Origin of the sequence: Devosia rhodophyticola, assembly GCF_028816475.1 — a bacterium.
GTDB lineage: Bacteria > Pseudomonadota > Alphaproteobacteria > Rhizobiales > Devosiaceae > Devosia > Devosia rhodophyticola.
Genome location: NZ_CP118247.1, coordinates 691,988 through 713,726, shown reverse-complemented (window position 1 = coordinate 713,726; position 21,739 = coordinate 691,988). Strand labels below are relative to the sequence as shown.

The window sequence follows — 21,739 nt, the reverse complement described above, 5'->3', positions numbered from 1 at the left end:
GATCGGCTCATGGCCTGCTTTCAGATTTGGCAACAATGACCTCAGGAGGCCGCGCGACGTTTGGCCAGGGTGGTGTGACCGACGTCTGATGCGCTTGCCTCGCCCTGCACCAGTGATCGAAATTCTTTTTCGGGCAAGGGCCGGTTGAAATAAAAGCCCTGCGCCTCGGTGCAATCTGCCTCGAGGACCACGTTGAGTTGAGCCAGTGTTTCCACCCCTTCTGCGGTGGTTGTCATATTGAGGCGCTTGGCAAGGCGGGCCACCGATTGAACGATGGCAAACCTGTCGCCGCGATCCTCTAGGCCGCGCACGAATGACTGATCGATCTTGATCTTGTCAAAGGGAAACCGCATTAGATAGCTCAACGACGAAAAACCGGTTCCAAAATCGTCCAGTGCGATTTTGCAGCCCAGTTCCCTCATTTGGCGCAAAGTCTCCATGTTCGTGCTGCTGTCATGCAGCAGAACCGATTCGGTAATCTCGAGTTCCACACGTTCAGCGGCCGTGCCAGATTTGTTCAAGGCCTCTTGGACGCGGTGTGACAAAGAAGCATTGCGGAACTGCACCGGCGAAAGATTGACCGAAACGCGAACATTTTCCGGCCACTGGCCGGCGTCGCGCAGGGCACGCTGCAGAACCCATTCTCCCAACTCGTCGATGAAGCCGGTTTCCTCGGCCAGCGGTATGAATTCAGCCGGCGAAACGAGATCCATGGACGGGGTGGTTCCAGCGCAGGAGAGCCTCGCCCGATACGATCTTCATCGTCTGCAGCGAAATCAGCGGCTGGTAGTACAACTGGAATTGACCCGCAGCGATGCCCCGTTTCAAGTCCACTTCCAGACTGCGCCGCCGCTGGATTTTTTCTTCCATCTCGGGGGCAAAACAGCGGAAATTGTTGGCGCCGAGCTCTTTGGCCCGATAAAGCGCCAGATCGGCCTTCTTGATCAGTTCGTCGCTGTCCGCACCATCCTGCGGGGCAAAGGCTATGCCGATGCTGGTGGTAATCTGAAGTTCCTTGTGGTCGATCAGATAAGGCTGGCTAATTGCCTCCAAGACCCACTCGGCCAGCGCCTGCGTGCTCGAAGACAGCTGGGAGGTCGGTCGGTGAAGCACCGCAAATTCGTCCCCGCTCAATCGAGCAATTATGTCTGGCGCCGCCGCAGCAGTTCCCAACCGATCAGCAATGGCCCGCAATAACGCATCGCCCGTAGGATGACCCAGCGTGTCGTTGACTTCCTTGAACCTGTCGATGTCGAGATAAAGGATCGCAAATGGTTCGCCATCGTCCGTGAGATCGACAATTGCCTGCTCGGTATGCTGCCAGAAAAGCAACCTGTTCGGCAGTCCCGTCAACCCATCATGATGCGCCATGTGGGCGATACGGTCCTGCGCTCGCTGACGATCTGTAATATCTTCAAAAGTTGAAACCCAACCACCGTTAACCATGGGTTCGTGGGTGACAAAAAGCACCGTTCCATCATCCAGTCGATGAGTTTGGCGCTGAAATGGTTCGATAAGCTGATCCGGGTTTGCCTCGCCAGGGTCATCAGATTGAAGGGTCGGCAACATACGGGACGGCAACAGTTTTGCCAGGGGTTCACCCTGCCAGTTTGCTCCCGATTGCAGCGCGAACTGATTGAGAAACTGCCGGTTGGAAACCAGCAGCCGTTGATTGGAGTCGGTCAGGCAAAGCCCTTGGGACATGTTATTGACCGCCGCCTCAAACCAGTTGTACTGGATTTGCAGGGCGCGATCCTTGCGGCGCAATTGTTCATGCGTGCGCTTGAGCAGGCGGTTGTTGAGCAGGAGCAAAACGACAAACACAAAGCCGCAAATAATCAACCCCGTGGCCACCCAGGCAAACACTTTTTGCAGGCCAAACAGTTCCTCGCGCTCACGGTTTAACCGTTCCGCATTCCAGGAATTCGCGTCCACCGACAGGCGGACCAATTTGGGATAGACAGGGTCAAGCAACGCCAGCATGCGGGCAGGTGTGCCTTTGACATGGATTTCGCTCAACAGCAGTCGGGCAGAGTCGACGGCCCCGTCCAATTGCTTCAGGGTTCTGGCATGCCGAGGATCGGAGGCGATGAACGGGGCCAACGAGTTGCTGTGCAAGGTCTGCATGCGATTGCTGACAATATCAAAGCGCAGCGTAACCTCGTTGACGTCGATGCCCGCGTCGCCCAGCCCATAGGCGCCGATCCTTTGCTCGAGCCGTGCATATTCTGACGGGCTCTGCGCAATCAACCAGGTAACATTGCCGCGGCCCATCGGCTCAAGCGCCGATTGCCGCTGCAACAACAAACTACCAATGTAGACAGCGGCAACAACAAAGGCCACGACGCCGATCGTTAGTGCGATGCGCAGTGGATCCAGATGTGTTGGCCCAGCCCGTAATCGAGATCCGGGGCACTGACTACTCGACCGAGATCTGTTTTACCTGCCAGACAGCGCGGCCATGGTAGGGTTGACCCTGCAGGGCTGGATCGCTGTCAAATGGATAGATGACAAAAAACGGCCCCTGATCGTTCACCGGCATATAATCGCCATTGCGCTTGACGGCCAAAATAACGTTGAATTGCGAAAAATCTTCCATAGGGATGTCGACGCTATAGTCGTTCAAGGCGATAATTGTCGCCGTAGTGCCGCTGACACCCGCCTTCTCAAGCAGACTCACCATCGGCACACCTTCAAAATCGACCACACCTTCGTTCCATGGCGTCGATGTTTTGACCGATACCATTCCGATCGCCTCAAGCTCATCGCGGTCAAATGTGATGGAAACCGCCGACCCGGCAGATGGACCTTCAACCTTGAGCGTGGGCAATTCTGCTTCGGCGGCCTGAGCCACAACCACGGGTGCTAGCGTGCAGCATGCCGCAACAAACAGACTGGCAACTCGGCGTGAAACGTCCATGATAATACTCCTAATTGAATCCCAACTTGCTCTTCAAAACTTCAGATGTCGTTAATTGCGGAACAGGAATTTTATCCGCGACGAAAAAGTGATCACACTGGAAATCATTAAGGTTAAAGGCTCCACAAGTAGGTAACCGCAACCAACGTTGCCGCAGACAGCCTCAGGGTCCCGACCAACAAAAACGCCGCCGGGGCAAACCGGCGGCTAGTTCGAGCCTGAACACATTGGAGGTCGAAGTCAGGCGGCATTACCTTGCCGCGGTCTGCGGATCATTGGCCTGCCCGGGCTTTCCTGCGATACCCTAATAAGACCGCCCATCCGCGTGGGTGGACGACAGTTTGCGTGGATCGACGTCGTCAAGCGTATTCACATTGACGGCCACCATCTCGCCGCCATCGGGGGTTGCGCCGAAACTGAAACTTTGGATGCCACAAACCTTGCAGAACTGATGCCTGATCGCCTTCTTGTTGAACAAATATTCGCTGAGGGCTTCCTGACCCTTTAGCAACGAAAAATTCGACCGGGGCGCAAATGCCAAAACTGATCCCAACCGCTGGCATCGCGAACAATTGCAGGTGACGGTCTGCGTCAAATTGAGCCCAATGACCTCATACTCAACCGCACCACATTGACAACTTCCATGGAATTTTTCTTCCGACACCACTCATTTCCCCTTGTCGAGCGCACAACTAAGATCAGTTCGGTTAAGACTTAACCTTGATGTGTTCCTGATATGTTCTAGTAGATTTGGAGGGGTTTCGTCAAGCCTGCCTCAGACGCAAAAAACCGCCGGGGCAAACCGGCGGTTAGTTTGAGCCTTGACTGACTGGAGATCAAAATCAGGCTGAAAGCAAGTCAAGTTTGGCGCGAATATCGCTGCGCAGGTCATCAATTGGAGCTATGGAGCCACCAATCTCGTGGTGCCAAAAGGTCCAGCCATTGCAGGCTTCAGCACCCTGCACCAACGCGCCAACCTTATGGATCGAACCCTGATGCTTACCGGCAACCAGCGAACCGTCCGCGCGCACCATGGCGCTATAACGCCTTTGGGTATCAAACAGGGTGGCCCCGGGCGCAATAAGGCCCTGTTCTAGCAACGAACCGAAGGGAATGCGCGTCTCCTTGCGCTTGGGTGTGACCGATTGCAATGCCTCGAAGGCACCAGGACGAACGGTGGCAATGCGCTTGAGTGCGGCGGCAATATAGGTGACTTCGCGTTCGATGCCGATGAAATGCCGGCCCAGTTTGCGCGCAACAGCGCCCGTCGTACCGGTACCAAAGAACGGGTCCAGCACGATATCGCCGGGCTTGGTCGTCGCATTGAGAATTCGGAACAGCAGCGCTTCGGGCTTTTGGGTCGGATGGACTTTTTCGTCGTCCTCGTTCTTGAGCCGCTCATTGCCGGTACACAGTGGAAACAGCCAGTCGCTGCGCATCTGCGTGTCGTCATTGGCCAGTTTCATGGCTTCATAATTGAAGGTCACGCGGCTTTTCTGACTTTTGGCGGCCCAGATCAGCGTTTCATGGGCGTTGGTAAACCGCGTGCCGCGAAAATTCGGCATCGGGTTGGCCTTGCGCCACACAATGTCATTGAGCATCCAGAAATCGAGATCCTGCAGGGCAGTGCCGACCCGAAAAATATTGTGGTAACTGCCGATAACCCATAGGGCGCCATCGGGTTTGAGCAGTCGCCGCGCCGCCTTGAGCCAGGCGCGGGTGAATTTGTCATAGTGGGCAAAGCTGTCAAACTTGTCCCAGTCGTCGTCGACCGCGTCCACCTTGCTCTGGTCGGGGCGCGTGAGTCCCTGGTCCAGTTGCAGGTTATAAGGAGGATCGGCAAATATGAGGTCAACCGAGCCGGCCGGCAAGGCATTCATGTGGTCGACGCAATCACCCACCAGAATTGTATCTATGGGAAGGCCTTCGGCCTTCTCCGCAGCGGCCACACTGGCCGTACGCGCGGTACGCAACATCTACTTAACCCTAACGCAGTACTAACAATTCCGTTGTACGGGGTTAGGGTTAAAGATGAACTAATCCAATTGGTTAGCGATAGGTTAAAGACTCAATCCGCTTCGATGAAATCAAAACGGGCTTGGGCAACAGGGGCGAAATCGGCCCGATGATGGCGGCATGGACCATGGGCGCCGAGCGCCGCCATATGCTGGGGCGTGCCATAGCCCTTGTGCCCGGAAAAGCCGAACTGCGGCGCATCGCAATCCATGATCCGGCACATGCGGTCTCGGGTAACCTTGGCCACGATTGACGCCGCCGCGATAGACACACTGCGCCCATCGCCACCGATCAGTGCTGCCCCCCGACACGGCAGGCCAGGCGGAATATCGCGACCGTCGACGAGCACCAGATCAGGGCTTCGGCACAGTCCCAGTGCGGCCTGCCGCATAGCCCACAAGGTCGCGCCCCGGATATTTCGGCGCGCAATCAACTCGGGGGGCGCGACGATGATGCTGACCATTGCCGTCTCAACGATTTGGGTAAACAGCTCTTCGCGGCGTTGGGCCGTAAGTTTTTTTGAATCATTGAGGCCAACCGGAATATTGGCTGCGTCGAGCACGACTGCCGAAACCACGACGGGTCCCGCCAACGGCCCGCGTCCCGCTTCATCAACCCCCGCAACTACCCGGGCGCCCAACCCTATAGCGCTGGCCTCATTGGAATAATCGGGAAGGGCAACAGGCGTCGACTGCTTGGTTGTTCGTTGAAGTTTCGTTTTCATAACGAACGCGTCCGTTTGGGAATTGTCAGGCACTGGGTTATCGTTGATGTAAACCAAGGCAGAGCAATAGCCGATGCGGGATAGGTGAATGTCAACAATTCAGAATCGGATGGATGATAGGGCTTCTGATGACGTTCAGCCAGTCGTCCGTTGCCCAGCCATTCCACCACCCTTACGGAGAATGGCGAGAATATAATCAGGACTGGCTGGCGGCATGTCCCGATACAATCGATGAGAATGCCGACACTTTCTACGGCTTTTCCTGCTTTGCCAGTACCGGTTCTACGGTACTCAATGCAGCCAATTTACCCGCTTACAAACTGACCTTGCTGCTGAACCGATTGACCGGGGCGCTGGATATCGCCTTTACCGCAGCCGCCACAGACGACACAGATGTCGATCCCACCCGGCCCATGCAGATCAAAATTGGTGGTGAGACGTCAATCAGCCTCGACTTCACGCTGGACCTGGAAATTCGCTACAATACTGCCAACCAATATTATGTCGCCAATCGCTTACAACGCGATGTCCTGCTCGCGGCCATGAAGGCGCGCAATACTCTAACAGTCTCGCTGCCGATAACCGGCGAGAAAAGTGATGACCGCGACATTCATTTCTCACTGCGCGGCGTCACAGCCTCACTTGATTTTATGGCCAGCTATGCCCGTAAGCTTGCCCAATACTAACCGCAACCTAAAATAAGCTCATCTGTCGGTCCTCCAGACGCGGGGGCTCGAACAGATCTGAACGCAGGGCTGGCAACTTCTGGTCCAACCCATAGCGGGCGCGCGCCTTTTCAAACCGCTGGCGCAACAAGGTGGCGTAGGCGCCTTCTCCGCGCATCCGACTGCCGAAACGGGAATCATTGTCTTGTCCTCCGCGCGTATCTCGGACCAGCGATAGTACGTGGCGTACCCGATCCGGAAAATGGCGCAACAGCCATTCACGGAATACATCGCGCACTTCACCCGGCAAACGCAGCAGAATCATTGCCGCACCTCGGGCGCCCTGCGCCGCCGTAGCGTCCAATATCCGCTCAAGCTCCATATCGTTGATTGCCGGAATCATCGGTGAAGCCAAAACGGCAACGGGAATGCCCGCCTCGCTCAACAGTCTGATAGCCTCTAGCCGTCGTGCCGGGCTTGAGGCCCGCGGCTCCATTTTCCGGCTGAGCTTGTGATCCATCGAGGTCATTGAAATGCCAACCTTGACCAGTCCGTGTTTGGCCAGTTCACTCAATAGATCCAGATCGCGCACAATCAGAGCAGACTTGGTAGTGATCATGGTCGGATGCCTGGTTTCCAGAAAAACTTCCAAAATCCCACGGGTCAGTTTGTGCGTGCGTTCAGCCAGTTGGTAAGGATCCGTGTTGGTTCCCATGGCAATCGGCTTGACCTTGTAGTTCTTCGCCCCCAATTCGGCACGCAATGCTTCTACAGCGTTTGTCTTGACGTAAATGTCGCGCTCGAACTCAATGCCGGCGGAATGGCCGAGATAGGCATGAGAGGGACGCGCGAAACAATAGGAGCAGCCATGCTCGCAACCCCGGTAGGCATTGATCGAGCGTTCAAAATTGATATCAGGACTGTCGTTGGCCGTGATGATCGATTTGGCGCGTTCCAGATGTTCAACAGTTTCAAAAAGGGGCAGGGGCTCGACACTGCTCCAGCCATCGTCAAAACCTTCCCGGCTGACCTTTTCGAATCGCCCTGTACGGTTGGATTGCGCCCCACGGCCGCGATTGCGCGTCGGATCAACAAGCTCCCGCCGCGCCAGATCCGCGTCCCGGCTCAAACTCAAACGTTCCAATGCTTCAAAGGATGGGGCCTGATAGAGGGCCATGTCTGCTCTCCTGCGGCGTGACACAATTTCGAATCGTTTCACGGTTAACGTCCATCAACTTTTAACAGTTGCACGAGAACAAAACAAGAACTATAGCTCTCAGTGGAGCGCGACGCTGAGCGGGGAGACCCTGATTGACAAAGTCTGCAAGAAAGCAGATGTGATCGCCCCTTGTGCGCACTCAGCGCAAGAATTGGCAACGAACTCTCGATAGGATCCCATGAGCATCGAATCCGCTATGAACCCCGAAACGGTGATGCCCGAACTGAACCAGCAGGAAATCGGTGCGCGCAATAGACTGGTAATTTCGTTGCTGCTGGTGTCGGCGTTCGTGGTCATTCTCAATGAAACCATCATGAGCGTCGCCCTGCCACGTCTGATGGTCGCGTTGGATATTCCAGCAAGTTCGGCCCAATGGCTGACAGCGGCCTTCATGCTGACTATGGCCGTTGTGATTCCGGTTACCGGCTATTTGCTGCAACGGTTTAATACGCGCCCCGTCTTCATTTTGGCCATGTCCCTGTTTAGTGCAGGCACGCTGATCTGCGCCGCATCGCCCGGCTTTGCTTCACTCCTGGTCGGGCGGGTTGTTCAGGCCAGCGGCACGGCAATCATGATGCCGTTGCTGATGACAACGGTCATGCATCTTGTGCCGTCCGAATCGCGGGGCAAGACGATGGGCAATATCTCGATTGTCATCTCGGTAGCGCCTGCCATCGGGCCAACGATTTCCGGCCTGATCCTGAGCGTTCTCGATTGGCGCTGGATGTTCATTCTTGTTCTGCCCATTGCCTTGGGTGCGTTGGCGCTGGGTGCTTCTAAAATTCGCAATGTGTCGACGCCTCGCGCCGCCCCGATCGATGTACTCTCGGTCATTCTGGCCGCCATCGGTTTTGGCGGATTGGTCTATGGGTTGAGCGGCGTTGGCGAGGCCGGGGCGGGCGAGGGGGGAGCGCTCTCTGCCTGGATACCGATTGTCGTTGGAGCCTCGGTGGTCGTAATTTTCGTTCTGCGGCAGATATCGTTGCAAAAGCGCGAAGCGGCCCTGCTGGATCTGCGCACACTCAACATCACCAACTTTTCGGTTTCGGTCGCCATGATGGCGGTGCTGATGCTGGCCCTGTTTGGCGTGATGATCCTGTTGCCGATCTATCTGCAGAATGTCGTCGGTCTGACCACCCTGCAAACCGGCCTTATGCTGTTGCCGGGCGGTTTGGCCATGGGGTTATGCGCGCCCTATGTTGGCAGGCTTTATGATCGTCATGGCCCAACCGTTCTCGTTGTCCCGGGCGCGATTCTGGTAAGCGCGGTGATGTGGGTGTTCACGACCGTCAGTCAGGATACCAGCATTGTTGTGTTGCTGGGTGCGCATCTGGTGCTTAGCCTTGGTCTGGGGCTGATGTTTACCCCGCTGTTCAGCGCCAGCCTTGGATCGCTGCCGCCGCACCTTTATTCTCACGGCAGCGCCATGATCGGCACCACCCAGCAGGTCGCTGGGGCTGCCGGGACGGCCTTGTTTGTGGCGCTGATGACAGCGCAAACAATCAATCTGTCCAATGGTGGGGCCGAGCCAATTGCGGCGGCCGCGGGTGGCATTCGCGCCGCCTTCTTATGCGGCGCGATCATTTCCCTGTTTGCAGTAGTGGGTGCCTGCTTTGTCAGAAAGCCCGAAGGCGATCCTGCCCATGGCCCAGGCCCAGGCCATTAATGCGGCGGGGCGCATCTGGCGCCCGTCACCGACCGGTTTAGCGGAAGCGGTAGGTAAGGCGACCCTTGGTCAGATCGTACGGAGTCATCTCGCACAATACCTTGTCGCCTGCCAGAACGCGAATGCGGTTCTTGCGCAGTTTGCCAGCGGTGTGGGCGATGATCTCGTGATCGTTTTCCAACTTGACCCGGAAAGTCGCATTGGGAAGCAATTCGGTCACAACGCCCGGAAATTCGAGTACGTCTTCTTTGGCCATACGGGCTCCTGAGCAGCCGCCTTGAGAGGCCGAATTGTTCGGCCGGGCTCGCAGGGGCATATTGAGGTAATTGCTGATGTGGCAACCGGGTTCCCCCAGAGACCACCCTCACGCAAAAATTCGAGGTAAGCGCTTCTTATAGCATCTCGGCTGCTTTGTGAACTGGAACAATTCATCCAACGCACCAGCCTCACGTCTTCGACGTTGATATGGGCAATCTGTCAAAAAATACAATAGTGCAGTGCCTTTTGGCGCGGTTTGGACTTGAACTGTCCCAGCCGGACTTGCCTTTTTTGAGTTAACAGGGCAAAAGGGCGCAACTCATCGGACCCGGTGCAACCCCGGGTGGCTCTTCCGGCCGCCAATCCGCCGGATAAATCAGCAAGTATACCGCCTTGTCGGGCCGGCTTCGCCAATAAGTGGCGCAACCAGTCCAATCATGCTGTCTGGACCTCGCTTATGAATTATATCGAATCCTTCCGCCTCAACTGGCTTTCCAACATCCGCGGCGACGTGCTTGCGGGCATGGTGGTGGCCATGGCGCTAATCCCGGAAGCTATCGGCTTCTCCCTTATTGCCGGGGTGGATCCAAAGGTCGGGCTCTATGCTTCCTTTACCATTGCCATCATCATTTCATTTACCGGTGGCCGTCCCGGGATGATTTCGGCGGCAACGGCGGCAACCGCCGTGCTGATGGGATCGCTGGTACGCGACCACGGGCTTGAGTATCTCCTGGCAGCCACGATTCTGGCCGGCATGATCCAGGTGCTGGCCGGATATATGAAACTCGGCAACGTCATGCGGTTCGTGTCGCGCTCGGTCATGACCGGCTTTGTCAACGCGCTGGCTATTCTCATCTTCATGGCGCAGTTGCCCGAATTGATCGGCCAGTCGTGGCAGACCTATGCCATGGTTGGTGGCGGTCTGGCGATCATTTACCTGTTTCCACGCCTGACAAAGCTTGTGCCCTCGCCGTTGGTCAGCATCATCGTTCTGACCATCCTGACTGTGATTTTGCAGCCCGATATCCGCATGGTCGGGGACCTGGGCGAACTGCCATCGGCGCTGCCGACTTTTCTGATCCCCAATGTGCCATTCACGCTTGAAACGCTCTGGATCATTTTGCCCTATTCGATTGGGGTGGCGGCGGTCGGATTGCTCGAGAGCCTGCTGACTGCTTCGATTGTTGATCAGATGACCGATACCGACAGCGACAAGAACCGCGAGTGTATGGGGCAGGGTGTTGCCAATTTCTTCACCGGGTTCCTCGGTGGCATGGCCGGTTGCGCCATGATCGGGCAGTCGGTGATCAACATCAAATCGGGCGGGCGCAATCGGTTGTCGACCTTTGTTGCTGGTGCATTCCTGCTGTTTCTGCTGCTGGTTCTTGGTGATTGGGTGGCCATCATCCCGATGCCCGCTCTCGTGGCCATCATGATCATGGTTTCGATTGGCACCTTCAACTGGAAATCATTCACCGATCTGCGCAAGCATCCGCGTCGGTCCAGCCTCGTCATGCTGGCAACGGTTGCCACCGTCGTCGGCACGCATAATCTGGCGCTGGGCGTCGGCGTCGGCGTGTTGCTGTCAGCCCTGTTCTTTGCCTGGAAAGTGGCACAGATTTTCCGTGTCAAATCCCTCCTTTCGGAAGATGGCCGCGAGCGGACCTATGTGATCGAAGGCCAGGTGTTTTTCGCCTCGGCCGAAGATTTTCTCAAGGCCTTCAATTTCAAGGAACCCATTGAACGCGCCAAGATCGACGTGTCCAATGCTCATATCTGGGACCTGACGGGGGTCGGCGCCATCGATATGGCGGTGCTCAAATTCCGCCGCGAAGGGGTTGAGGCTCAGATCATTGGCATGAACGAGGCCAGCACCACCATCATGGATGAATTGGCCACCCATAATGAACCCGGTGCGCTCGAACGCATGTTCCAGCACTGAAAATATATTGGCGCGGCTCAATTGGTCGCGCCAAAGCCCCGGTTGGCCACAAGCGGGCCGCCGGTTGATCCCCAAAATTTTGCCGCGTTGAGCGGCCAGGGCGAGACCTTGTCTCGTCGCGGGTCTTCCGCAGTTTTGAGTGAGACCAGGTCTCGCCCCAGCGACCGGATTTTTTATTCCATAGAGGCGCTTGGCGGGTAACGGCCATGATCCCGCGTTGTCGCTGCACCTGTCTTGGCGCTGCAGCGCTCAACGTTATCCCGGCGAGGGAAGATAACGGGGCACCAAAATAGAACCTGGGCCCAAACGACTTCGGACCCCCGACCACCCCGCACTCATCACTCGTCATGATCGCGCTCTGGCGCAGGGCTGGGATGGATTATGCGGGAGTGGTGAGGGGGCGGGGATATCTTTTGTTTTTTGTTTTTTGGTTTTTGGAGTTGGTGACTGTTCCCCGAGAGTCCTCCAAACCCAGAGTGTCATCCCCGCGAAAGTGGGGATCCATTGTGAGAACACGCGATCGCGGGTCGACAGGCGATCTGGTCGAGTGGGCAAATGTCACGATGGGCCCCGGGTCAGGCCCGGGGTGACAGCCGGTGAGGGGAGATGGCGGGGAGTGTCGCGACACAGGCTTCTTCCCAAGCGCCATCCACCACTGCGTGTCATCCCCGCGAAAGCGGGGAGCTATTGTGAGAAGACGCGATCGCGGGTCGACAGGCGATCTGGTCGAGTGGGCAAATGTCACGATGGACCCCGGGTCAGGCCCGGGGTGACAACTGGTGAGGGGGATGGCGGGGAGTGTCGCGACACAGGCTTCTTCCCAAGCGCCATCCACCACTGCGTGTCATCCCCGCGAAAGCGGGGAGCTATTGTGAGAAGACGCAATCGCGGGTCGACAGGCGATCTGGCGAGCGGAAAAACGTCACGATGGACCCCGGGTCGAGCCCGGGGGACATCAGGTGAGGGGGAGGCGCTGGTGGTGACAGAATCGGTGGCGCGTGATTGCATCGGGCGATGAAAAAGGTGGACGGCGACAGGATCGATGTGGCGTTGGTGCGCCGGTTGGTGGGTGCCCAATTTCCGCAATGGGCGGATTTGCCGGTGCGTCCGGTAGCGGCTGGTGGCTGGGACAACCGCACATTTCATCTTGGCGACACCATGAGCGTTCGGCTGCCGAGCGCCGAACACTATGTGGCGCAAGTCGAAAAGGAGCATGAGTGGTTACCGCGTCTTGCTCAGCAATTGCCGCTGCCCATTCCAACCCCGATTGGTTTGGGAAAGCCGGACCCCGAATTTCCTGCGCCGTGGTCGATCTATGGCTGGATTGCGGGTGAAACGGCCTTGCCCGAACGGATCGCCGATCTGGACACGTTGGCCCGCGATCTTGCCGGGTTCCTCAAGGCTCTCTATCGCGCCGATGCGAAGGGAGGGCCGCCAGCCGGTGCGCACAATTTTTACCGCGGTGGATCGCTTGGCATTTATGATCGCGAAACGCGCGATGCGATTGCAATGTTGGCCGATAGCCTCGATGCGAGGCTGGCAACGACCATTTGGGAGGCGGCGCTGAGCGCAGAATGGCACGGGCCCCCGGTATGGGTGCACGGCGATGTCAGCGCGCCCAATTTGCTGGTCGCCGACGGCTGCCTGTGCGCGGTCATTGATTTCGGCAGCGCCGGGGTCGGCGATTATGCCTGCGATCTCACCATTGCCTGGACATTGCTCGATGCCAGCGCTCGAACAATTTTCAAACAGGCCATCAACGCCGACTTCGCTTTTTGGGCCCGGGCGCGCGGCTGGGCGCTATGGAAAGCACTGATAACGCTGGCGGACACCAATGCGCCCGAAAAGGCCGACGCGGCGCGCCACGTCTTGAACGCGGTTTTTGCCGACCATTTTGAGGCAATTGCGCGTTAGCGTTCGTCCAGCCGAGGCATTAGTTCGACAAAATTGCAGGGGCTATGGCGATAATCGAGCTGGTGGCTCAAAATCCCCTCCCAGGCATCACGGCAGGCACCGCGCGAGCCGGGTAGAGCAAAAACGAATGTGGTGCCGATAAGCCCCGCCGTGGCGCGCGACTGGATCGAACTGGTGCCTACCGTGGTTGCCGAATATTGGTGAAACAGCACCGAAAATCCATCCATGCGCTTATCAAACAGTGGCTCGATGGCTTCGGGGGTGACGTCGCGCCCCGAAAAACCGGTACCGCCGGTAGTCAACACGACATCGACCTTTGGGTCGGCGACCAGATTTTGAACCGCCTGCCGAATGAGCTGGATATCGTCGCGCACCACCTGTCGGCCAGCGCTCCTGTGCCCATCGGCTTCCAGAAGCGATATCAACAGTGCGCCAGCCGTATCGGTTTCAAGCGTGCGACTATCGGAAACCGCGATGACGCCGATATTGAGCGGCCTGAAACTGCGGGTGGTATCGAGGGCGGACTTAAACATCGCCATCCTTTATCGCTGCATCCAGATCAATATCGTCAACGTCGGCAATGTCGTCGGTTTCGCCACGCGGGTCCAGGGCCAGGGACTCAGGCGTGTTCTGCTTGTCGTTGCCCATCGGTTGGAACGGCGCACGATCTGCCGCATCAACGCTGGCCCGCACCCGCATGCGCAAAAATGCTGCTACCGCCAGCGCACCATGGAAAGCAGCCGTGACGATGAACAGGCCCACCGGATGATAGGCGTTCATGATCATCGAGGAAACGACTGGGCCCAGCGCCAGCCCGATGCCCAAAATCAGCAACATGCCGCCCGCTATCTTGGCAAAGTCGCCATCCCTGGCAAAGTCATTGGCGTGGGCCACCGCCACCGCATAAATCGGGTTGGCACAAAAGCCATAGGCGGCAAACAGCACATACATGATCCAGCCATCGCCGGGATTGATCAGGACCGTCAGGGCCCCAATGACGGCGGCAGCGCTCGACAGACCAATCAGCACCAGTCGCCGGTCGATCTTGTCCGAAAGTCGCCCAAAGGGGATTTGTGCCGTTGCTCCCAAAAGCGCGGTCAGGGCAAACAGAAGTGCGATGCCGCTGGCGTCCAGCCCCTGCCGATAGCCATAGACTGGGGCGAGCGTGCCGAACGAGCCATTTGCCATGCCCACCGAAAACGCGGCGATCGCGGCGACTGGCGAGGTCTTGTACAAGAGCCTGATATCGAGCTTGGCCGAAGCCAGCGGGCGCGGCTGCGGGCTCGAGGTCATAGCGGTCGGCAGGACCGCGCAGATAAAGCTGATGGCGCCGATGACAAAGGGCAGAAAACCCGTGACCCCCGTAATCGACATGGCGACCTGGCCCAGTGTCGAAGCAGCCATATTGATGGTGACGTAGACCGAAAAGATCGTGCCGCGATTTCGATTGTCGACCACTTCGTTGAGCCAGCTTTCAACAATCATGGCCGCGCCGGCAAAGCAGAAGCCCGAAAGCGCCCGCAACAGGATCCAGCTAATGTCGTTGATCAACAGCAGATTGAGCAGGATGGTGATGGTGCCAATGGCAGCCATGACCGAAAAGGCGCGGATATGGCCGACCTTGCGCACCACCAGCGGCACGGTGATTGATCCGGCGACAAAACCGACCGACCAGCCGGTGCCGATAAGGCCGAGTGCCAATAAGGAGAAATTTTCCTCGGCACCGCGCACCGACAGCAGCAGCCCCTGCAGACCGCCCCCGAACATCAGCAGCGCCGAGCCCAGGAACAGAGCGTAAATCTTGATAACCGAGGCCATGGTGCGTTTCCGGCGGCTGGTATGGTAGGGCAACTCAACTATACCGACCATAAGGCGAGCCGGATTGATTTGTCAGCCTATCTTTGGGTGATTTCGAGCGAATTCAGTTTTAGACGCAACGCCAGCATGTCGCGCCAGGCCTGATGCTTGGCCGCGGGAGAGCGCAGCAGATAGGCGGGATGCAGCGTTGGCATGGCCTCGGCACTATGGGCGCCCAGGCTGATCGTATCCCATTTGCCCCGCATCTTGAGAATGCCGGTCGTAACGCCGAAAACCGACTGCATGGCCGGGCCACCGAGCGTCACAATGACCTTTGGCGCGACTAGTTCGACCTGGCGCACAAGAAAGGGCAGGCACAGGGTCAGCTCTTCGGGCGTTGGGGCGCGATTGCCCGGCGGACGCCAGGGAACCGTATTGGCGATATAGACCCTGGTGCGATCCAGACCGATGGCGGCCAGCATCAGATCGAGCAATTGCCCGGATTTGCCGACGAACGGTTTGCCCTGCCGGTCCTCTTCGGCACCCGGGGCTTCCCCGATCAGCATGATTTCGGCTTCAGGATTGCCATCGGCAAACACCAGCTGGGTCGCGCGTTGCTTGAGGCCACACCCTTCGTACGCACCCAAAAGTTCGGCAAGCTGCTCAAGTGTTTGGGCACTGGCGGCAAGCGTCCGCGCCTCTGCCGGGTCAGCAGCCATCGAGGTGACAATCGGGGCAGGGGCCGGCGCGCTGGCCTCGGTTGGGGGCAGGGCAGGGCGGCGGCTGGACGCGGCGGTCGCCTGGGCAAAACGATCCACCGGCTCGTCAAGCACGGCCAGGTCAACCCCGGCGTCGCGATACCATTCGAGCACCGAAACCATTTCGGCGTGATTGAGGGGTCGATCTTTTACCATGATTTCTGTTAGAGCATGATCCGCGAATGGGGTCACCGGAATTTGCCGGTCCGATCCCGAAATTTGCTCAGAATTTTCCGGCGTGGCCGATTAAGACCAATACCGAGGCAAATCCATGGCCCAAGCTGGCGACCGCGAAACCCTGCCCACCGATGTGTTGATCGTGGGCGCGGGACCTGCGGGGCTCGCCGCCGCCATCCGCATCAAGCAGAAAAATCCCGAAATCGCCGTGACCGTCGTGGAAAAGGCCGCCGAAGTTGGCGGGCATATTCTTTCGGGCGCGGTCATGGATCCGGCGGGGCTGGATGCACTATTGCCCGATTGGCGCAAAATGGGTGCACCGGTCGGCCCCCATGTCAGCCGCGACGATTATCATTTCCTGACCGCCAGGAGCGATTTCACCATTCCCCATTTTGCCCTGCCCCCGCAGATGAAAACACCAAATGGGGTGATTGTCAGCCTTGGCGATCTGGTGCGCTGGCTAGGCGAACAGGCCACCGATCTGGGCGTTGATATTTTTCCGATGACGGCGGCGGTTGATGTGCTGGGCGATGAGGACGGGCCGGTGCGCGGCATCATTACCGGCGATTTGGGACGCAATCGAAAAGGCAATGAAAAGCCCGGTTTTGCCAGCGGTATCGCGCTTGAAGCCAAATATACGCTGGTGGCCGAAGGCGCACGCGGCTCGCTGGCCAAAAAGATCATTGGCACGCACGATCTGGAGCGCCAGCCTCAAAAATACGGGCTGGGCATCAAGGAAGTCTGGGAAATACCGGCGGAAAATCATCAGCCGGGCAAAGCCGATCATTTTCTGGGTTTCCCGCTGGACAACGCCACCTCTGGTGGCGGCTTTGCCTATCATGCCCAGGATCGAAAACTTTATCTGGGGCTGGTGGTGCATCTCGATTATGCCGATCCCACCCTGTCCCCGTTTGATGAATTCCAACGCTTCAAGACCCACCCATCCATTGCCAGACTGCTCGAAGGGGCGACGCGGTTGAGTTATGGCGCGCGCGCCCTGACGTCGGGCGGATGGCAATCGGTACCGCACCTGGCGTTCGCCGGTGGTGGGCTGATCGGGTGCGCCGCGGGCTTCATGAACGCGCCACGCCTCAAGGCCATTCACAATGCCATTTTCTCCGGCATCGGTGCCGCCGACGCGGTGGTTCGTGCAGTGTCGGCGGGGCGTCAGCACGATGTGATCGAGGATTTTGCACAGACGATCTTTACCACCGGCATCGAGGATGAACTGCGCGCCGTCCAGAACGTCAAGCCATTGTGGTCGCGCCTGGGCACGGTTGCCGGGGTGGCCGCTGCAGGAGTGGAACTTTGGAGTAGCGCCCTGCTTGGCCGGTCGTTTTTGGGCGGGCTCAATCACAAGAAGCGCGATTTTGCGGCGCTCAAACCCAGGAGTGCCGTAACGGGCCGCGCCTATCAACGCGCCGACGGCAAGACCCGGTTTGACCGCGCTTCCTCGGTCTATCTGGCCAATATCGCCCATGATGAAGACCAGCCGGTGCATCTGCAACTTGCGGATCCCGGCGTGCCGATATCGCTGAATTTGCCGCGTTATGGCGAACCCGCCCCTCTCTATTGTCCGGCTGGGGTCTATGAGATCGGTGAACAGGACGGCAAGCCGGTTTTTCGCATCCACGCGGCCAACTGCGTGCACTGCAAGACCTGCGATATCAAAGACCCGGCCCAGAACATTACCTGGGTGCCGCCTGAGGGGGCAGTGGACCCAATTATGTCGGCATGTAGCGCCCCACGTCTGGGGATTTGCATCTATTGCGTTCACACAATCGCGTGTGGCCTTGCGGCGCAGTCCTAAATTGGACAATCTTTACGCCAAACTGTGGCTCTGGTGGCCAAGGGAGAATATCGCCTCGTGACAAAGCTTCTGAACCGTCTGGCGCGTGCGCTGCTTCTGGCCGTCGTCCTTGGCGCAGCCATTGCTCCTGCCGCCCATGCCGAATCCAAGACTGCCTCGATCATCAAGAATTTTCTGACCCCCGGGGTCAGCCCCAGCGGCAGCTTTGTGGCAGGCCAACAGGCATTGCATGACCTGCGAACCCATGAGGCGGCGGACTATTTTGGCGTAGCGGCCCGCGACAATTGGGATAGCCGCATCATTGTCGAGCGGGCCGTCGTTTCGCTGGCAAGCGACGGGCAGGTTGACCAAGCCGCCGACATGGCCAAGCGCCTGCTCGAATTAGACGGAAGCAACGAATTGGCCAAGGTGCTGGTCGGTACTCAGGCCCTCAAGAACGGTAATTACGCTCAAACCGAATCAATGCTGTCCACCGTCAGCCAGGACAGCTTTACCGCCATTACCGGCACGGTCCTGCGAGCCTGGGCCTTCATTGGGGACAGGCAGGTCGACAAAGCCGAAGCGCTGCTGCAGGAATTGTCGTTGAACGGATTGGAGGATTTTCTGGCCTTTCACCGTGCCCTGATGGCTGAAGCCGAAGGCGACAACGCCAAGGCCATGGATCTGGTGGCCAAGGCACTCGAGGCTGAACCCTATGTAGCCCGGATCGTTGAAGTCTACGCCCGGGTCTTTGCCGATAATGACAAGTGGGACGAGGCCATGGCGGCCATCGACAATTTCGAGGCCAGAGGCCTGTCCCACCCGGTCGTGACCCGGGTCAAGCAGGAGATTGCCGAGCGTAAGCATCCGGGAAAATTCACCACCAGCGCCCTGATTGGGGCCGCTGAAATGTACCATGGCATCGGCGTTGCTCTACAGCGCGACAATAGCACCGAACTGGCGCTGGTCTTTTTACGACTGGCGCTTTATCTCGATCCGCAGTCGGACGTGATCAAACTGGCAGTCGGCCAATTGTTTGACCAGAACAGCCAACAGGCGATGGCCAACGAGCTTTATGAAACCATCCCGCCCCAGTCGATAATGCGTTCTACCGCTGCGGTTCGGATTGCCCAAAATCTTGATGCGTTGGGGGATCGGCCAGCCGCTGAGCAGAAATTGCGCAATATTGTAGCGGTTCAACCCGATAATCTCGACGCGGTTTCCGTGCTCGGTGATCTGTTGCGTTACGACGAAAAATACGATGAGGCGGCCGCTGCCTATACCAAGGCATTGGCGCTGACCGGCGGTGAACACCCCACCGACTGGCGCTTTTATTATGTGCGCGGCATCGCTTATGAACGGGGCAAGCGCTGGCCTGAAGCCGAAGCCGATTTTCTCAAATCGCTCGAACTGGTGCCCGGACAGCCCGCCGTCCTCAACTATCTCGGCTATAGCTGGATCGACCAGAACATGCATTTGTTGCGCGCTCTGGACATGATCAAGAAGGCTGTCGAAGCTTCGCCACAGGATGGCTATATCGTCGATAGTCTGGGATGGGCCTATTATAAGCTTGGTCGTGATCAGGAAGCAGTGGCAACGCTTGAAAAGGCCGTGCAACTCTTGCCCAATGACCCCGAAATAAATGACCATTTGGGCGACGCCTATCTCAAGGTCGGGCGTTCGCTCGAGGCGCGCTTTCAATGGACCATTGCCGTGGCCGTCGATACAGTTGGCACAGTGACGGAGCGGGTGGCGCCCAAACTTGCCGAACATGCCCTCACTCCCGAGACCATGGCGCCAGAGGCAGCCACCGGCGTACCCGCCAAGGCTGCCGAGGCGGCTCCGGCGATCTCGACCAAGAAAAAGAAAACGCCTCTAACCGAAAAGCAGCCAGCTATGGGTTCGCCCAGCAGCGATAAGCCTGCGGCAAACTGAGTGACGGCGGAACAACTGGCAGTCGAGACAGCACCCGCCAAGATCAATCTCGCGCTGCACGTCATCGGGCGGCGCGACAACGGCTATCATGACATTGAAAGCCTGTTTGTCTTTGCCGAGGTGGCGGACGAACTGCACGCCAGCGCAGCCGAAGTGGATTCATTGGTCATCACCGGGCCGTTTGGCGAAGGGTTGAGCAACGGCGAAACCAATCTGGTCGCTCGCGCCATCGCAGGCTTCAGGGCCAGATGGCCTGATAACGTGCCCCATGGACTGGCGCTGGAACTGCGCAAGAACATTCCAATTGCCGCGGGGCTTGGTGGGGGGTCGGCCGATGCGGCAGCGGCGTTGCGCCTCATGGCGCGGTTGGGCCAGGGCACAATCGATAACCCACAGCTGTTCGCGCTGGCCGCCGAACTGGGTGCCGATGTGCCAGCCTGCCTGATTTCTCAACCATTATTGGCGCGGGGCGTGGGTGAAGTGATCACCCCGCTCGCCCAGTTTCCCGCCTGCCATATTGTTCTGGTCAATCCAATGATCCAGGTATCGACCGCCGATGTGTTCAAGCGGATGAACGGGTACGACAATTATCCGCTGCCCGCATTGCCTTCCCCGCTGACGCGGCCGGCGCAACTGGGGATATGGCTGGCTGAAACGCGCAATGATCTGCAACCGCCTGCGGTCAAGATTGTACCCGAAATCGGCACGCTGATTGATCGGCTGGCGATGGCGCCGGGGTGTATTCTGGCGCGCATGTCGGGGTCGGGCGCAACGGTGTTCGGCCTCTTCGGCTCGAATGGTCAGGCCCATCAGGCAGCCCACGAATTGCGCGCCAGCCCGGCCAATTATTGGGTGACGGCGGCGCCGTTAATCGTGCCTGATCAGTAGGCGCGTGAAACGCTGAACCGGACGACATCAGCCAGCAGGTCCCGCAATTCTGAAGTTGGTAACACTTCGAGCGCTGCAACAGCGGCATCGGCATGATCTCGCGCCTGATCCAGCGTTTGGGTGAGCGTTTCGTGACGCTCAAGAATTTCCACGATTTGCACAACCGTTGCATCGCTGGCCTCGGCATCGCCAAGCGCTGCGGTAATGAGATCCTGTTCGGCCTTGCTGCCATCGGCTAGCGCCAGGATAACCGGCAACGTCATCTTGCCCTCGCGCAGATCATCGCCGCGATTTTTGCCAATTGTATCCGCCGCACCGCGATAATCGAGCACGTCGTCGACCAGTTGGAAGGCATTGCCCAATTCCAGACCGAAGGTCTTGAGGGCATGGCGGCCAATTTTGCCGGCCCCGCCGGCCATGGCACCCACTTCGCACGCTGATTCAAACAAGGTCGCAGTCTTGGCGCGGATGACGGCGGCATAATCCTGCGCCGTAGTGCTCAGATCACCCGTCTTGGACAATTGAAGCACCTCGCCTTCCGCCATGGCAGCAGCGGCAGCGGCCAGAACGCCCAGCGCGTCGACATCGCGGGTTTCAACCATCATCATGAAAGCCTGGCCCAAAAGAAAATCGCCAACCAGAACGCTGGCCTGATTACCCCAGATCATCCGGGCGGCGGGTCGACCGCGCCGCATGTCGCTATCATCCACCACATCATCGTGCAGCAGGGTGGCATTGTGCATGAATTCAACTGCCGCTGCGAAATTGATGGCACTGCCGTGGCCGCCACCAAACAGGGCCGCAGACGCGACGGTCAGCATCGGACGCAGGCGCTTGCCGCCGCTATCGATCAGATAGCGGGCCAATTCGGGTACCATTTCGACATGAGAATCGGCTCGGGTCAGGATCAGATCATTGACCTTTGCCATGTCCAACGCCGTACTCTCCAGCAGCCGATCTATGGCGCTGGGCTCAATTTCTAGCTTTTTTTGCGTCAGAACCGACACTACCACACCATTCAAGTTTGCCCTGGGACAGCAAAACTGGTTGAGACACCCGCCAGAGCGCCTA

At 58.1% G+C, this 21,739-nt stretch carries 19 protein-coding genes and 1 other annotated feature; of the genes, 7 read left to right on the top strand and 12 right to left on the bottom strand.

Annotated features, from left to right (window positions below):
* Positions 1 to 41: 41 nt before the first annotated feature.
* The 6 genes from PSQ90_RS03455 to PSQ90_RS03430 all read right to left on the bottom strand — a co-directional run bounded on the left by PSQ90_RS03455 (position 42) and on the right by PSQ90_RS03430 (position 5,660).
* Complete coding sequence (locus PSQ90_RS03455; protein WP_282212048.1) at positions 42 to 713, bottom strand: EAL domain-containing protein; 672 nt, start codon at positions 711 to 713, stop codon at positions 42 to 44.
* The gene (locus PSQ90_RS03450) at positions 691 to 2,343 is read right to left on the bottom strand and encodes a putative bifunctional diguanylate cyclase/phosphodiesterase (RefSeq protein ID WP_282212047.1); all 1,653 of its coding nucleotides are present in this window, start codon (positions 2,341 to 2,343) and stop codon (positions 691 to 693) included. The genes PSQ90_RS03455 and PSQ90_RS03450 overlap by 23 nt, the downstream gene beginning before the upstream one ends.
* A gap of 76 nt (positions 2,344 to 2,419) precedes the next feature.
* Positions 2,420 to 2,920, bottom strand: a complete 501-nt coding sequence (locus PSQ90_RS03445; RefSeq protein ID WP_282212046.1) for a molybdopterin-dependent oxidoreductase — start codon at positions 2,918 to 2,920, stop codon at positions 2,420 to 2,422.
* Positions 2,921 to 3,224: 304 nt separating this feature from the next.
* Positions 3,225 to 3,584: a GFA family protein gene (locus PSQ90_RS03440; protein WP_282212045.1), complete on the bottom strand. Its 360-nt coding sequence runs from the start codon at positions 3,582 to 3,584 to the stop codon at positions 3,225 to 3,227.
* Between the two features lie 178 nt (positions 3,585 to 3,762).
* Positions 3,763 to 4,896: a site-specific DNA-methyltransferase gene (locus tag PSQ90_RS03435; protein WP_282212044.1), complete on the bottom strand. Its 1,134-nt coding sequence runs from the start codon at positions 4,894 to 4,896 to the stop codon at positions 3,763 to 3,765.
* Positions 4,897 to 4,988: 92 nt separating this feature from the next.
* Positions 4,989 to 5,660: a ribonuclease HII gene (locus PSQ90_RS03430; protein ID WP_282212043.1), complete on the bottom strand. Its 672-nt coding sequence runs from the start codon at positions 5,658 to 5,660 to the stop codon at positions 4,989 to 4,991.
* 113 nt (positions 5,661 to 5,773) lie between these two features.
* Between PSQ90_RS03430 and PSQ90_RS03425 the strand changes: the two genes are divergently transcribed.
* The gene (locus tag PSQ90_RS03425; protein ID WP_282212042.1) at positions 5,774 to 6,346 is read left to right on the top strand and encodes a hypothetical protein; all 573 of its coding nucleotides are present in this window, start codon (positions 5,774 to 5,776) and stop codon (positions 6,344 to 6,346) included.
* Between the two features lie 7 nt (positions 6,347 to 6,353).
* Here the strand turns inward: PSQ90_RS03425 and PSQ90_RS03420 are convergent, their stop codons facing one another.
* Complete coding sequence (locus PSQ90_RS03420) at positions 6,354 to 7,502, bottom strand: PA0069 family radical SAM protein (RefSeq protein WP_282212041.1); 1,149 nt, start codon at positions 7,500 to 7,502, stop codon at positions 6,354 to 6,356.
* 220 nt (positions 7,503 to 7,722) lie between these two features.
* Here PSQ90_RS03420 and PSQ90_RS03415 point away from each other — a divergent pair, with 220 nt between their 5' ends.
* Complete coding sequence (locus tag PSQ90_RS03415; RefSeq protein ID WP_282212040.1) at positions 7,723 to 9,210, top strand: MDR family MFS transporter; 1,488 nt, start codon at positions 7,723 to 7,725, stop codon at positions 9,208 to 9,210.
* Between the two features lie 37 nt (positions 9,211 to 9,247).
* Here the strand turns inward: PSQ90_RS03415 and infA are convergent, their stop codons facing one another.
* Positions 9,248 to 9,466, bottom strand: coding sequence for a translation initiation factor IF-1 (gene infA / locus PSQ90_RS03410; protein WP_282212039.1), 219 nt, complete (start codon positions 9,464 to 9,466; stop codon positions 9,248 to 9,250).
* 323 nt (positions 9,467 to 9,789) lie between these two features.
* Positions 9,790 to 9,845: a sequence feature (sul1 is cis-regulatory element that is thought to sense ions involved in sulfur or methionine metabolism; They are found in Alphaproteobacteria), on the top strand.
* Positions 9,846 to 9,925: 80 nt separating this feature from the next.
* Here infA and PSQ90_RS03405 point away from each other — a divergent pair.
* The gene (locus tag PSQ90_RS03405; protein ID WP_282212038.1) at positions 9,926 to 11,410 is read left to right on the top strand and encodes a SulP family inorganic anion transporter; all 1,485 of its coding nucleotides are present in this window, start codon (positions 9,926 to 9,928) and stop codon (positions 11,408 to 11,410) included.
* A gap of 1,014 nt (positions 11,411 to 12,424) precedes the next feature.
* Positions 12,425 to 13,324, top strand: coding sequence for an aminoglycoside phosphotransferase family protein (locus tag PSQ90_RS03400; RefSeq protein ID WP_282212037.1), 900 nt, complete (start codon positions 12,425 to 12,427; stop codon positions 13,322 to 13,324).
* Here the strand turns inward: PSQ90_RS03400 and moaB are convergent.
* The 3 genes from moaB to PSQ90_RS03385 all read right to left on the bottom strand — a co-directional run bounded on the left by moaB (position 13,321) and on the right by PSQ90_RS03385 (position 16,035).
* Entirely contained in the window at positions 13,321 to 13,857 is a 537-nt protein-coding gene (moaB, locus tag PSQ90_RS03395) for a molybdenum cofactor biosynthesis protein B (RefSeq protein WP_282212036.1), read from the bottom strand. The two genes, PSQ90_RS03400 and moaB, sit on opposite strands and share 4 nt — an antisense overlap.
* Positions 13,850 to 15,142, bottom strand: a complete 1,293-nt coding sequence (locus PSQ90_RS03390; RefSeq protein ID WP_282212035.1) for an MFS transporter — start codon at positions 15,140 to 15,142, stop codon at positions 13,850 to 13,852. The genes moaB and PSQ90_RS03390 overlap by 8 nt, the downstream gene beginning before the upstream one ends.
* 77 nt (positions 15,143 to 15,219) lie before the next feature.
* Positions 15,220 to 16,035 carry a uracil-DNA glycosylase gene (locus tag PSQ90_RS03385; RefSeq protein ID WP_282212034.1) on the bottom strand — a complete coding sequence of 272 codons (816 nt, stop codon included), beginning with the start codon at positions 16,033 to 16,035 and terminating at the stop codon, positions 15,220 to 15,222.
* A 115-nt stretch (positions 16,036 to 16,150) separates the two neighbouring features.
* On the opposite strand from PSQ90_RS03385, the gene PSQ90_RS03380 reads away from it, so the two are divergent.
* Genes PSQ90_RS03380 through PSQ90_RS03370 form a run of 3 tightly spaced genes read left to right on the top strand, consistent with a single transcriptional unit; the run spans position 16,151 to position 20,668 of the window.
* A complete protein-coding gene (locus PSQ90_RS03380; protein ID WP_328517519.1) occupies positions 16,151 to 17,866 on the top strand; it encodes an electron transfer flavoprotein-ubiquinone oxidoreductase in 1,716 nt (571 codons plus the stop codon).
* A gap of 57 nt (positions 17,867 to 17,923) precedes the next feature.
* A complete protein-coding gene (locus PSQ90_RS03375; RefSeq protein ID WP_282212033.1) occupies positions 17,924 to 19,780 on the top strand; it encodes a tetratricopeptide repeat protein in 1,857 nt (618 codons plus the stop codon).
* Positions 19,781 to 20,668: a 4-(cytidine 5'-diphospho)-2-C-methyl-D-erythritol kinase gene (locus PSQ90_RS03370; protein WP_282212032.1), complete on the top strand. Its 888-nt coding sequence runs from the start codon at positions 19,781 to 19,783 to the stop codon at positions 20,666 to 20,668.
* Here the strand turns inward: PSQ90_RS03370 and PSQ90_RS03365 are convergent.
* A complete protein-coding gene (locus tag PSQ90_RS03365) occupies positions 20,662 to 21,690 on the bottom strand; it encodes a polyprenyl synthetase family protein (RefSeq protein ID WP_282212031.1) in 1,029 nt (342 codons plus the stop codon). The genes PSQ90_RS03370 and PSQ90_RS03365 overlap by 7 nt on opposite strands.
* Positions 21,691 to 21,739 lie beyond the last annotated feature (49 nt).

What these genes read in the sequence shown, in the direction of transcription:
- PSQ90_RS03435 (WP_282212044.1), bottom strand. Translation starts at nt 4,896, where the DNA reads ATGTTGCGTACCGCGCGTACGGCCAGTGTGGCCGCTGCGGAGAAGGCC.
- PSQ90_RS03400 (WP_282212037.1), top strand. Translation starts at nt 12,425, where the DNA reads ATGAAAAAGGTGGACGGCGACAGGATCGATGTGGCGTTGGTGCGCCGG.
- PSQ90_RS03380 (WP_328517519.1), top strand. Translation starts at nt 16,151, where the DNA reads ATGGCCCAAGCTGGCGACCGCGAAACCCTGCCCACCGATGTGTTGATC.
- PSQ90_RS03430 (WP_282212043.1), bottom strand. Translation starts at nt 5,660, where the DNA reads ATGAAAACGAAACTTCAACGAACAACCAAGCAGTCGACGCCTGTTGCC.
- infA (WP_282212039.1), bottom strand. Translation starts at nt 9,466, where the DNA reads ATGGCCAAAGAAGACGTACTCGAATTTCCGGGCGTTGTGACCGAATTG.
- PSQ90_RS03415 (WP_282212040.1), top strand. Translation starts at nt 7,723, where the DNA reads ATGAGCATCGAATCCGCTATGAACCCCGAAACGGTGATGCCCGAACTG.
- PSQ90_RS03425 (WP_282212042.1), top strand. Translation starts at nt 5,774, where the DNA reads ATGATAGGGCTTCTGATGACGTTCAGCCAGTCGTCCGTTGCCCAGCCA.
- PSQ90_RS03385 (WP_282212034.1), bottom strand. Translation starts at nt 16,035, where the DNA reads ATGGTAAAAGATCGACCCCTCAATCACGCCGAAATGGTTTCGGTGCTC.
- PSQ90_RS03455 (WP_282212048.1), bottom strand. Translation starts at nt 713, where the DNA reads ATGGATCTCGTTTCGCCGGCTGAATTCATACCGCTGGCCGAGGAAACC.
- PSQ90_RS03390 (WP_282212035.1), bottom strand. Translation starts at nt 15,142, where the DNA reads ATGGCCTCGGTTATCAAGATTTACGCTCTGTTCCTGGGCTCGGCGCTG.
- PSQ90_RS03405 (WP_282212038.1), top strand. Translation starts at nt 9,926, where the DNA reads ATGAATTATATCGAATCCTTCCGCCTCAACTGGCTTTCCAACATCCGC.
- moaB (WP_282212036.1), bottom strand. Translation starts at nt 13,857, where the DNA reads ATGTTTAAGTCCGCCCTCGATACCACCCGCAGTTTCAGGCCGCTCAAT.
- PSQ90_RS03420 (WP_282212041.1), bottom strand. Translation starts at nt 7,502, where the DNA reads ATGGCCCTCTATCAGGCCCCATCCTTTGAAGCATTGGAACGTTTGAGT.
- PSQ90_RS03445 (WP_282212046.1), bottom strand. Translation starts at nt 2,920, where the DNA reads ATGGACGTTTCACGCCGAGTTGCCAGTCTGTTTGTTGCGGCATGCTGC.